Here is an 11,017-nt window from a genome sequence, read left to right as displayed (position 1 = left end):
AGAGCATTTCCCAGTTGACAAAACTATAGGAACACCCCCCGAAGCATCGACACTTTAAGGGCATCGTTTCCTGCAGTTTCGATGCTGGAATCCTGCGATTTTGCGGCCGAAAAATGCGGATGCTTCGGGGGTCCGAATATGGTCGTTCACTTCTCGGGAAAAGTATTAGACCTCGATCCACGAGGGGGCATCCCTACCGTGGCAGGCGAATCGTAAAGCGGCTGCCGACCCCTTCGACCGAGGTCACACCGATGACACCGCCATGGCTATCGACGATCCACTTGGCAATGGCAAGCCCCAGACCCGTGCCCTGCGCGCCGGCATCGCGCGCGTTGTCGGCGCGGTAGAACCGCTCGAACGCGTGAGCTGCGGATTCCTGGTTCATGCCGATACCCTCGTCCTCAACGCTTATGTCGATCGTGCCCATGCCCGCATCCGGCGCTACGCCAAACGAGATGGGCGTTCCCGCATCCGAGTACTTGGCGGCATTCTGCACGATCACGCGAAGAGCCTGCTTTACAAGCGCCACATCGACGGACGCATCGCAGCGCGAGTCGCTGACAAGCGCAGCGTCAAAGGCCAGTCGATACGTGTGCCCGGCATCGATCATCTGTGATTCTTCGCAAACCTCGCCGACCAGTGCAGCCAGGTTGGTATTCGCGCGCCGCAGCACGGTGCGACCGGCATCGCCGCGTGCCAAAAACAGCAGCTGTTCCACGAGCTCCTGCATATGCTCGCTTTCGGCTTTGAGCGAGGTGATGGATTCTGCCAGCACGTCCGGGTCGTCTTTGCCCCAGCGGTCGAGCATGTTCACGTAGCCCTGAATCACCGCGATGGGCGTGCGCAGCTCGTGGCTCGCATCGTTGACAAAGCGCATCTGCTGCAGCTTGGCCTCTTGCATCTGGCGCAGCAGGCGGTTGAGTGCGACCTCGATGCTTGCCAGGTCGGCGTCGCCGGTGGTGACGCTCGGCGAGTCGACGCTTGCGCGCTCGATGGCCTGTTCCAGCGTTTCCATCTTGCCGCCGGAGAGCTGCATACGGCCGAGCTCGTCCACGCGCAAGGCAAGGTCGTTGAGCGGCGCCATGGTGCGGCGCACGCGGCGGGCGCCGCCGAGCATGTTGAGCACGCTGATGACCTGCCAACCCATAACGACAAGGTAGAGAGGCCATAGCGCGACGAGGTCCTGCGCGAGGGGGAAGGTCTTGGTGGTACGCGCAAACTCGACGGTATAGGTGAGCGTTGTCAGGTCCCAGCCGCGTGCGGGCGTCAGCGACATGCCGTGAACGGTGGCGCCGGGAATCCAGCCTGCGGTAAACGCGCTGTCGGGCAGCGTCTGGTTGTATCCATAGACGAGGATCGCCGCCGCAATCACCATCAGCAACAGATCGAGCCAGACGTAGCTCATCAAGCGGCGCCACATATAGCCCCAGTTGATGGCGCGGGCGATGGAGGTGACGCGCTTGGCCTCGGCGTTATGCGCGGCAGACATAGCCCACCCCGCGCACGGTCTGGATGATGCGGGCGCCGCCAGCGTCTTCGATCTTGGCGCGCAAATGTGCGATGTGCACATCGACGTTGTTGGTATCGCCCACGTAGTCGTAGCCTAGCGCCTCATGCGCGATGCGCTCGCGCGTGAGCACGGTGCCGGCGTGCGCCATAAGCAGGGCGAGGACGTCGAACTCGCGGGCCGTGAGCGCGATGGGCGAGCCGCCGACCGTGACTTCGCGGCGGTCGGGGTCGAGCGCAACCGATCCCACGGTGAGTGTGGCAGGGGAGGGCGAGGCAGGGGTCTGGGCCATGTCACTGGCCGGGGGCATCGCGGTGGCCTTCTCGCCCGCGACGCCCGCCATGCCCGCTCCGGCGCCGACGCCAGCTACGCCCGAAGCCGCCCGCATGGCCTCCGAGCGCTTCAACGCCACGCGGATCCGTGCGAACAGCTCCTCAATCGCAAACGGCTTGGTCAGGTAATCGTCGGCGCCGGCATCGAGCCCAGCCACCTTGTCCATCACGGCATCGCGCGCGGTGACCATAATCACCGGCACATCCTTGTGCTTGCGGATGCGCCGCAGCACTTCCATACCGTTGAGCTGCGGCAACAGTACGTCGAGCAGAATCAGATCGTAGTCGCGCTCCAGCGCCAGGTCCACGGCGGTGCGGCCGTCGGCGGCGTGCTCTACCTGGTAACCCTCGTGCTCCAGCTCGAGCGTCACAAAGCGGGCGATTTTCTCCTCGTCCTCTACAATCAGGATTCGTGCCATACGTGCCCCCGTCTGCGATTACTTGTCGTCGTTGAGATTTTGCTTGATGTCGTCTGCGGCGTCGGCGGCGTGATTCATAAGGTTGTTGATACTGCCGGGCACATCGCCGTCGCTGTCGATGCGGTAGCGCATGCCAAAGAACAGGCCAAGCAGCATCAACCATATCGTGGCGCCCCAGGCAAACAAGGCGATGATGGGGATCAGGATGGGAATGTTGAGGATGATCGCATCGCGGCGCGTGGCGATAAACTTGGTGTCCAGGCTCAGGCGGAAGAGCTTTTTGAGGTACTCCCACACGCTGTCCATCTTCTTGGAGAAGTCGGTCTTTTCGCTCGACTTTTCGTAGGCGGCCTGCGCGGCGACCATCTCGGCAGAGGGCTCATCGACTGGTGCGGACTCGGTGGCGGCATGCGCCGATGTGGTCTGGGTCTTGCCCTGCGACTCAAGCCAAATGATGGCATCCAGAACGTTGCCGTCGGCGGCGTCGAGCGCGGCCTTGGCATCGGTGTAGCTCACGTTGCACTTGGTGCGGATGGTTTCAACTTTTTCGAGGTCGTCCATGACCTGTCCTTTCGTTCGATGGGCGCGACGTCGGGCGATCTGCCCGGGCGCGAGCGTTGCGTTTGGCGGCCTGCGTCGCGCGGCGCCGCCCCGCCCTTGGTCGAACTCTATAGTGCAGGTTATAGATTAAGCGATTCTTGAGCCAAGATTAATGCTGGATGAGTTTTTGGGTGGTGTGGGCACAGGCAGTCTTTGAGGCAAGTGCGGGCCGGGCGCCCGGGGCGTAAGGGTAAATTTGTGTCCGCACGGCGAGATATACTTATTACCAACGTTAAGGGCGTGACGGGGCAAAGTTGCCTGCCGCCCGCGAAATCAGAGGGGTCGCCGTGCCGTATGGCGCAAACGAGCGGGGTCCCGACGCAAACAGGGGGTCATAGGTGCATATCTACGCTATGAGTGACATTCACGGGTGTTTGGACGCCTTTAAGGCATCGCTATCCACCATCGACCTCGATGCCCAGGACTTCAAGCTGGTCTTACTTGGCGATTACTGCGATCGAGGCCCCGATTCGCTTGGCGTCTTTGAGCTCATCATGGACCTGCAAAAACGTTACGGCGATCGCGTCGTGGCACTGCGTGGCAACCATGAGGGGATGTTCCTTGAGTACATTGACGAGGTGAACGATCCCAATTTCACGCAGGCATGGATACTTGCCGACAGCAATCTGGCAACGGCTAAGAGCTTCTTAGATGCCGAGGCATTCAAGCACGTTAAGCATCTGTTGAGGCTCAGGGAGTTCGAGGAAGCGTACGCCTTTACGGTCGAGAGCATGAAGGCCGAGCATGCGGACATCATCGCGTGGGTCCGCAAGCTCCCTTATTTTTACGAGAGCCCCTTCGGCCAGGTTTTTGTGCACGCCGGTATTGAAGAGGATGCCGGGGAGTATTGGAAGATGGGCACGTCTGCCGAGTCGTTTACCATGATGCCGCCCGATTACGTGGGGCGTAAGTTCTACCTGGATGTTATCGCCGGGCACATCAATACCGAAGCGGCTTCGGGCATCGCAGGCTACCGCGGTATCTGGTATGACGGAGCCAGCCATTTCTACATTGACGGGAACGTAGTTCAGCACGGTGAGGTCGTCGTGCTGAACTACGACTCAGAGACAGGGAAGTACAGCGGGCAAGGGCTGGAGTAGGTTGACGGGCGATTATTTGTCTGCCAACCTACGCAGTGCTTCCTTAAGCCAACCATTCATCGCTTCCGAGCGATATGTTATTGTCCAGGGCTTTGGGGCCGTCTTCGGTTTAACAAGCTGTAGCTTGATGCGCCTGTTTTCAGGCTGGTTAGGGGAACACAATAACTGTAGATGCAATGCACTTAAATCGCCCATGTCCCGCGATTTAAAATGTTGATACAGGCAATGGTATTCGTGCTGATCACTGCTTAAAGCGTGAGCGACATCGAGGTATGCGAGCACGGAGATGAGCACATGCCATTGCTGATTTAAATTGTCATGCGCGCTGTCGGTAAAGGGCTTGAAGGCATCGACTTCTGCAATTGTATCGTCGTCAAAATAAAAGCGGTAATGCTTTTGCTTATCGGTGCGGTGTCTGAGCACAAGATAGAAGGCCGCGTTTTCCGGGTGATTTTTCATTATGTTAATTGTCGGTCCGAGTCTTTTTGCCTGCTTCGCTTGTCTCCATTCGGTTCCACACCAATCGCCCCATACGTCTTCCCTGAGAGCGGCTTCCATTGCAGCGAGCTCACTGTTGTCAAGCTGATTCAGAGCGACTATGGCTTCGCCCAACGTCTCGGCATCGTCTGCGCTATTACTGCTTTCGGAACCGATCTCGCAGGAATCGTTGCACCATCCAATGAAGTTCTTGACGCCTATTCCTATTGGATGATCGATATGAAACTTTTTGGTCGGGGATGCACTGTTGCGCACGCTATCGACACGGTTGAAAAAGTCCTGGATGTGGTTCAAATCGGCGAGCTTGGCTTCGTCCATATCTGGATTCCTTTCTCATCAGGAAACATGTCTCATTATAGGCATGCCTGCGGTCGTAGCGGCTAGGGGTGCCAGCATGGTCCCAGGGGAGGAAAATGATGGCCTCTCAACGACAGCGCTGCGGCAGGAACAGATTAAGCAAGGCACTGCGCCTGTGCGTTATGCAAATCACGTTGCAAAAGTATGAAAATATCCTACAAATGCAACATGAAGTACTTTAGCAACATAACGGCGATAAGCGAGCTTTCCGAGAGCGAGGGCGTGTTCACCACGGCTCAGGCGGCTCGCATGGACATTTCTCGAGATGCGCTGGCGCACTCATGCCGCGTGGGGCGTCTTGAGCGGATATGCCACGGTGCCTACCGGATGTCGGGCGCGCAGCGCCGAGACACCGACGAGCTCAACGCTCTTTGGAAGCTCACCAATCCCTCCCTGTGCGCGTGGGAGAGAAAACGCCAGTGGGATGGCATCGCCGTGAGCGGTACGACTGCGGCGAACCTGCAGCAAATGGGCGATTTCCATCTGTCCCCCCTACAGGATGACCGCGCCCATGCGCATCAATACGAGAAACGATTCCCTTTCTTTTGTAAAGCGCGAGATTGCCGAGCGGGATATCGTTTGGCTCGACGGCCTGCCGGTAACCAAGCCCGAGCGCACGCTTGTCGATCTTTGCCTCGATTGCGAGGACCCCTCATTAATTATCGATGCCTATAACGATGCGCTTGGGCGAGGGCTCGATATACAGCGGCTGAAAGAATTCGTAAAGGAGAACTCTAAAACCGCCAAGCGGCGCGGACTGATGATGCCTTTGCTGATGGTACTGAACGGGTAATGTGAAACAGAGGACATGGTGAAGTACAAAACGCCTACCGCATTGAAGATGGCTGTTAGGAATGCCGCAAGGCAGTTTTAAATGAGCGCCGAAACGTGAATAATCGTGCTGCGACTGTCACGTTATTGCCGGTAGCGCTACCGTTCGCATGATTTGGGTGCCGGTAAGTGATAATTGATTAATGGCCGCTGCTATACTTATCGATTATGATGCTAGTAAGATTGGCTTTGGATGGAATCGATGCAGCTTGAGCCCGAACCGAGGATTTTAATTGAAAGCCTAAGAGATATTGGGTATTCGTTTAATAGTGCACTAGCTGATATTGTTGACAATTCTATTACCGCGAGGGCAAGGAATATCTCAATCCTTGCTATTCCTTCTGATGACTTCAGAATTGCAATCATTGATGACGGTGAGGGGCTTGGCAGAGATGAGTTAATGCATGCCATGAGGCTCGGTAGCACTGATCCGAGGTGCAAGCGGAATTTGAACGATCTCGGGCGTTTTGGTCTCGGGTTAAAAACCGCTTCATTTTCACAATGCAGAAGGCTGACGGTTGTGTCAAAGAAAAACGGTGAAGTGAATGCCTTCACGTGGGATCTCGATCTTGTTGCCAGTGAAAACAAATGGACAGTTTTGGAACAGAAAAGAACGGACTCCATTCCGTTTATTGGAGAGATGAACGAGACGGGTACGCTTGTTCTATGGGAAAAACTTGATCGTCTAACCGGGGTAAATGGATCCGGAAAAGCCAATTACGACAGAATTATAAGTGAGGCTCAAGATTACCTCTCTCTTGTATTTCATCGTTACTTAGCGGGAGAACGTGGGCTCAAGCGCATTAAGGTCAATGTGAATAATCGCACGCTTGACCCCATCGATCCATTTAATGTTAGCAATCAGGCGACGCAACCATCGCCTGTCGAAAATGTTTGTCCCGGCGTTACGATGCAGGCGTTTACTCTTCCGCATAGGTCAAATTATGCTTCAGATGCAGAGTATGAAAAGTTTGCTCTTCCTGGCGGTTACTTAAAGAATCAGGGAGTCTTTCTCTATCGCGCGAAGCGCTTGATACTGCATGGAACTTGGTTTGGGATTGCCAAGAAAACCGCTCTCACCCAGTTGTGCCGCGTGAAGATTGATATTGATGTTAACCAAGATGAAGCATGGAAAATTGACGTTAAGAAAGTGTCCGCTCAGCTTCCGGAAGAAGTAAGGGCGAGTATCAAACAATTGATTGCTCATATTGGTGCGCCTTCAAAAAGAGTTTATCGTCGTCGCGGCGCTAGGTTAACGAGGCCTGAGGTATATCCGGCTTGGAATGCGATAAAAACTGGAGACAAGACCCTTTATTGCATTAATCGCAAAAACCCAATTCTTGATAGCTTCAATTCATCTCTTGATGATGATCAGAGGGCTGCTTTCAAGACTGTTCTTTCGCTGGTCGAATCGTCATTCCCAACGGAATCTCTTTTTTACGAACTGTCGAACAACGAAGGGTCAGTTTGCTTTGAGGAGATGAAAGACGATGACTTTTGTAATGCTGTTCTCACTTTCTTTGGCTCATTAAAACAAATGGGGAAGGATGAGGATGACATCCTCTCCACTATGAGGTCAGTTGACTTGTTCGCCACACGTTGGAATGAAGTACTTGCCATTTTGGGAATCGAGGAGTGCTAAATGGACGCCACACTAGAGCAGTTCATCAATTACATTGACAACTCCGCCAGAGATAAACTAGAGAACGATGACGGCGTTCCCGAAGAGGCGGATGTTGCGGATACCTATTCGCAGTTCTACACTGCATTCGCCGGAATTTTCCCTGTATCTAAACAATGCGACAAGGATGATATCGTCCGTAGGCTTGTTGAGAAGTATTGTAGCGAGCTTACGATTAAGAAAAAGCTTGGCTTTGAGTTTAAGGATGAGGATAGCCATCCCTGGTTGAGTGAAGCAGAAGACTCGATCGAATGGTTCTACTGGAATCGCTATAGGCGATACTTGGTGCGCGATAAGAAATGGGCGCCCGCCGCGGTTAAGTCGATAGATAGGGACAGTCGCAACATCCTTGACTTAATGGCCGATCCTTTAGAGTGCGGCTCTTTTACAAGACGCGGCCTCGTAGTCGCATCCGTTCAATCGGGAAAAACTGCAAATTATATTGGGCTGATATCCCGCGCCGCCGACGCGGGATATCGAATCATTATCGTCATGGCCGGCGTGCATAATGTCCTGCGAAATCAGACGCAAGCTCGTCTTGAAGATGGTTTTACAGGTTTTAACATTGAGAACAGCACAGTCGAACCGGTTGGCGTTGGCAAGGGGAGTCAAGCCCGACGACCAATTGCCTGTACCTCGAGAGAAGCAGACTTTAGTACAGAACGAGCTAAGGCTTTAAGGTGCATCCAGCCGACGCAAACAAACGAACCTTTTTTGTTTGTTGTTAAGAAGAATAGTAAGTCTCTCCAGCAGGTAATTGAATGGCTGGATGCCAGCAATAGCCAGGATCAACCTCTGTTGCTCATTGACGATGAAGCGGATAATGCTTCGATTAACGGAAAATACAAGCTCGAAAAGCGAGAGAATGAACCGACCAAAATCAATGGGCAGATAAGAAACCTGCTTAACCTATTCAATAAGGCCTGCTATGTTGGCTACACTGCTACGCCATTTGCTAACGTTTTGATCGACCCTAGCGTTGACAGCGATGAGTATGGCAAGGACCTTTTCCCGAGCAACTTTATTTATACGCTTGAGGAGTCCTCTGACTACTTCGGTGCCAAAAAGGTATTCGGAGATTACGACGAGCCTACTCACAAGCACTTGCGTTTCATTGACGATGCGGACGATGTCCTTCCTGCAAAACATAAAAGTAGCTTTGAGCCCTTTATGCTTCCCCTTAGTCTAAAGGCGGCAATTCGTACTTTTGTATTGGCGACGACGATAAAGACACTTCGTTTTGGCACTAATTTCCATTCAACGATGATGGTCAATGTATCTCCCTATAAGAAACCGCAGAATTGCATGCGGAATCTAGTTGAGGATTACCTTAACGACCTGAATACGGCGGCGAAATCCTATGGGGCCTTAAACCCGGAGGAGGCGCTTGAGGCTTCTCCGCACCTAAAGGATTTGAAAGCTACTTGGGAGCTGGAATATGCAGGCTGCGGTTTTGGCTGGAGCGAAATACAGCCACGTCTCTACGACCCGGATTATCATGTTCTGAGCATCAATACAGACTCAGGAGATGCTCTGGACTATGAGAACAGGAACGAGCGAGTTATCGCGGTTGGCGGATATAGGCTTTCTCGTGGTTTAACCCTTGAAGGGTTAACGGTCTCTTACTATTCGCGAAACGCCAGAGCATATGATGCGCTGATGCAGATGGCTCGTTGGTTTGGATATAGGCCTCAGTATGAGGATCTTTGTCGTGTATGGATGACCGACGAGGCGGCGGGCTGGTACAAATACGTTGCCGATTCGACGGAGAATCTGTTCGATCAACTAAGGAGCATGCGCCAAGTTAAGCGCACTCCAAAGAATTACGTTTTGAAAATACGCCAGAGCCCTGATGCCCTGACCGTTACCGCGAGAAATAAGATGGGTGCCGGGCAAAAGGAAAAGGCCCCCATCGATTTAAACGAGGGATTCGTTGAAACGATTGCATTTGACAGGGACGCGGAGATAGTTGCCGATAACGAGGCGGCATGCAGGGACCTTCTTAGCGCAATAAAGGGGTATGCGGACTTCAAAGACGGGGGCTCTTATAGATATCTTTATAAGGGGGTTCCGGTCAAGTTTGTTACCGCTTTTCTAGAAGCCTATGAAAATGAAGATGGCCTTTCGCCAAAGTCTCAAAAAGCTCCAATCCTAAGCTACGTCAACGAACGGCTGCTTGATGGCGAGCTGAAGGAATGGGACGTTCTCTTGGCACATGGCTCTCGATCAAATGATCCAATCGATTTGCCTGTTGATGGAACGGTCAGCATGGAGCAAAGATATCCCGGTAGCGCTTCGAACAATGATGTCGTTGTTGTCGGAGAGAAACATCGTTTATCCAGTCGTGGAGTTGAGGCCGCTGGCTTAAGTGCGGAAGAAAGGAAAATGGCGGAAGAACGATATGCTGCAGACCATAGCGGCGACAAGGCGAAAAACTGTTCTGATCTCTATTATCGTCAAATAAGGAGGCGGCCATTGCTGGTTTTGCATCCGATTTGCATGCGATTTGGAGAAATCAAAATTAAAGAAAAGAAGGAGGCCGGAAAAGAAGCTCCTTCCTGGTGGAAGAGCTGGGATGCTCAGGAATGCGTTTTCGGCTGGAGCATCAGTTTTCCGCACACCGATAAGCAAACGCGACCAGTCACTTACGTTTTTAATTCTGTGGCACTGGAGAACATGATGCCGGAACCCGAAGATAGCGATGATGATTATGAAGACGACTAGCGATAATCCGTGGGAAGAGCTGCCTAGATCGCGTGGAAGGGGCGACTACAACACGAGAATGGTCGCACCCGATGTCAATCCCGATGCAAAAAGGATTTATTGGGCAAAGGGGCGCTCTAATCACCCTGCTTTTCTTGTCGAATATGACAGCAGCGAGACGGGGGCACCGGAGCCTCCCAAGTTTAAGAACATCTCTATTCGAGACATTGAATCGGAGCGCTCCATACTGCTTGAGCTCCAAGACCAGGAAATGAAAGCCCAATTTCTCCGCTTATGTCTTGATATTGCCGACTCGGTGCAGAAAGCCCCCACCGTTGCGATGAGGAAGATGACCTTCATGAGGCTCGAGAAATGGGCTTCGTTTCTCAGGCCCGGGCGTGGTCCCCTCACAGCCGAGCAACAAAAAGGGCTTATCGGCGAGCTGCTTTTTCTTAAACGGGTTTCCGCTGCCATTTACGAGCCGTCGAATGCCTTGAGTGGCTGGACAGGGCCAGAACGCTCTAAGCGCGATTTCGGTTACGGGCAGATTTTCGTCGAGGTGAAAAGCAAACGAGGGTCGTCGAATTCGGAAATTGGAATATCGTCAGAAGAGCAATTGAACACCAACGAAAGTGAAAGGCTCTTCTTATATGTCGTTGAGTTGAACAGCGCTACGGATGAAGATAAAGCGGCATTCAGCCTTACCGATGTCGTCAACGATGTTCAAATGCTCTTCGACAGCCCATTGGATTTGGCGCACTTTCAGGAGAAGCTGTCGGATGCCGGGTATTTTCCGGAAGACGATTATTCCCACACCTTGTGGAGCGAGGGCGTAACTGAAACATATGAAGTTAAGGATGGATTTCCGCGAATCGTTTCCAGTTCGTGTCCGCCTGGAGTTAAGGCTGTTACATATAAAATCGACCTTGGCTACTGCTCTGATTACGAAGTTGATCAGAGCGCAATTACCCAAGCATTGAGGTGAATTA

At 53.1% G+C, this 11,017-nt stretch carries 10 protein-coding genes and 1 pseudogene; 6 read left to right on the top strand and 5 right to left on the bottom strand.

The features are described from left to right. Positions 1 to 193 precede the first annotated feature (193 nt). Genes DW925_RS08955 through DW925_RS08945 form a run of 3 tightly spaced genes read right to left on the bottom strand, consistent with a single transcriptional unit; the run spans position 194 to position 2,819 of the window. Entirely contained in the window at positions 194 to 1,489 is a 1,296-nt protein-coding gene (locus DW925_RS08955) for a cell wall metabolism sensor histidine kinase WalK (RefSeq protein WP_117790825.1), read from the bottom strand. Continuing rightward, complete coding sequence (locus DW925_RS08950; RefSeq protein ID WP_117640414.1) at positions 1,473 to 2,258, bottom strand: response regulator transcription factor; 786 nt, start codon at positions 2,256 to 2,258, stop codon at positions 1,473 to 1,475. The genes DW925_RS08955 and DW925_RS08950 overlap by 17 nt, the downstream gene beginning before the upstream one ends. An 18-nt stretch (positions 2,259 to 2,276) precedes the next feature. Further along, the gene (locus DW925_RS08945; RefSeq protein ID WP_117790824.1) at positions 2,277 to 2,819 is read right to left on the bottom strand and encodes a DUF4342 domain-containing protein; all 543 of its coding nucleotides are present in this window, start codon (positions 2,817 to 2,819) and stop codon (positions 2,277 to 2,279) included. 392 nt (positions 2,820 to 3,211) lie between these two features. Here DW925_RS08945 and DW925_RS08940 point away from each other — a divergent pair, with 392 nt between their 5' ends. Next, entirely contained in the window at positions 3,212 to 3,958 is a 747-nt protein-coding gene (locus DW925_RS08940; protein ID WP_147329358.1) for a metallophosphoesterase, read from the top strand. Between the two features lie 12 nt (positions 3,959 to 3,970). On the opposite strand, the gene DW925_RS08935 is transcribed toward DW925_RS08940, so the two are convergent. After that, positions 3,971 to 4,774 carry a hypothetical protein gene (locus DW925_RS08935; RefSeq protein ID WP_117629959.1) on the bottom strand — a complete coding sequence of 268 codons (804 nt, stop codon included), beginning with the start codon at positions 4,772 to 4,774 and terminating at the stop codon, positions 3,971 to 3,973. 183 nt (positions 4,775 to 4,957) lie between these two features. Between DW925_RS08935 and DW925_RS10380 the strand changes: the two are divergent. Then, positions 4,958 to 5,080 (top strand): annotated as a pseudogene (locus DW925_RS10380) (hypothetical protein); the annotation flags it as partial. 12 nt (positions 5,081 to 5,092) lie between these two features. Here the strand turns inward: DW925_RS10380 and DW925_RS10285 are convergent. Continuing rightward, on the bottom strand, positions 5,093 to 5,296 hold the full coding sequence (locus DW925_RS10285; protein ID WP_233505716.1) for a hypothetical protein: 204 nt from the start codon (positions 5,294 to 5,296) through the stop codon (positions 5,093 to 5,095). 28 nt (positions 5,297 to 5,324) lie between these two features. On the opposite strand from DW925_RS10285, the gene DW925_RS10280 reads away from it, so the two are divergent. From DW925_RS10280 to DW925_RS08915, 4 genes are all read left to right on the top strand, one after another. After that, positions 5,325 to 5,606: a hypothetical protein gene (locus tag DW925_RS10280; RefSeq protein ID WP_233505715.1), complete on the top strand. Its 282-nt coding sequence runs from the start codon at positions 5,325 to 5,327 to the stop codon at positions 5,604 to 5,606. 240 nt (positions 5,607 to 5,846) lie between these two features. After that, complete coding sequence (locus DW925_RS08925; RefSeq protein ID WP_158565763.1) at positions 5,847 to 7,286, top strand: ATP-binding protein; 1,440 nt, start codon at positions 5,847 to 5,849, stop codon at positions 7,284 to 7,286. Beyond that, a complete protein-coding gene (locus DW925_RS08920; RefSeq protein ID WP_117629956.1) occupies positions 7,287 to 10,049 on the top strand; it encodes a Z1 domain-containing protein in 2,763 nt (920 codons plus the stop codon). After that, positions 10,027 to 11,013: a PD-(D/E)XK motif protein gene (locus DW925_RS08915; RefSeq protein ID WP_117629955.1), complete on the top strand. Its 987-nt coding sequence runs from the start codon at positions 10,027 to 10,029 to the stop codon at positions 11,011 to 11,013. Before DW925_RS08920 ends, DW925_RS08915 begins: the two co-directional genes overlap by 23 nt. Positions 11,014 to 11,017: the final 4 nt, after the last annotated feature.

The organism is Collinsella sp. AM43-1 (assembly GCF_003467925.1).
Taxonomy (GTDB): Bacteria; Actinomycetota; Coriobacteriia; order Coriobacteriales; family Coriobacteriaceae; genus Collinsella.
This window is presented reverse-complemented; position numbering and strand designations above follow the sequence as displayed.

Coding starts and splice junctions, on each gene's coding strand:
- DW925_RS08920 (WP_117629956.1), top strand. CDS start 7,287: ATGGACGCCACACTAGAGCAGTTCATCAATTACATTGACAACTCCGCC.
- DW925_RS08955 (WP_117790825.1), bottom strand. CDS start 1,489: ATGTCTGCCGCGCATAACGCCGAGGCCAAGCGCGTCACCTCCATCGCC.
- DW925_RS08915 (WP_117629955.1), top strand. CDS start 10,027: ATGATGATTATGAAGACGACTAGCGATAATCCGTGGGAAGAGCTGCCT.
- DW925_RS08925 (WP_158565763.1), top strand. CDS start 5,847: ATGCAGCTTGAGCCCGAACCGAGGATTTTAATTGAAAGCCTAAGAGAT.
- DW925_RS08945 (WP_117790824.1), bottom strand. CDS start 2,819: ATGGACGACCTCGAAAAAGTTGAAACCATCCGCACCAAGTGCAACGTG.
- DW925_RS10285 (WP_233505716.1), bottom strand. CDS start 5,296: ATGGAAATCGCCCATTTGCTGCAGGTTCGCCGCAGTCGTACCGCTCAC.
- DW925_RS08950 (WP_117640414.1), bottom strand. CDS start 2,258: ATGGCACGAATCCTGATTGTAGAGGACGAGGAGAAAATCGCCCGCTTT.
- DW925_RS10280 (WP_233505715.1), top strand. CDS start 5,325: ATGCGCATCAATACGAGAAACGATTCCCTTTCTTTTGTAAAGCGCGAG.
- DW925_RS08940 (WP_147329358.1), top strand. CDS start 3,212: ATGAGTGACATTCACGGGTGTTTGGACGCCTTTAAGGCATCGCTATCC.
- DW925_RS08935 (WP_117629959.1), bottom strand. CDS start 4,774: ATGGACGAAGCCAAGCTCGCCGATTTGAACCACATCCAGGACTTTTTC.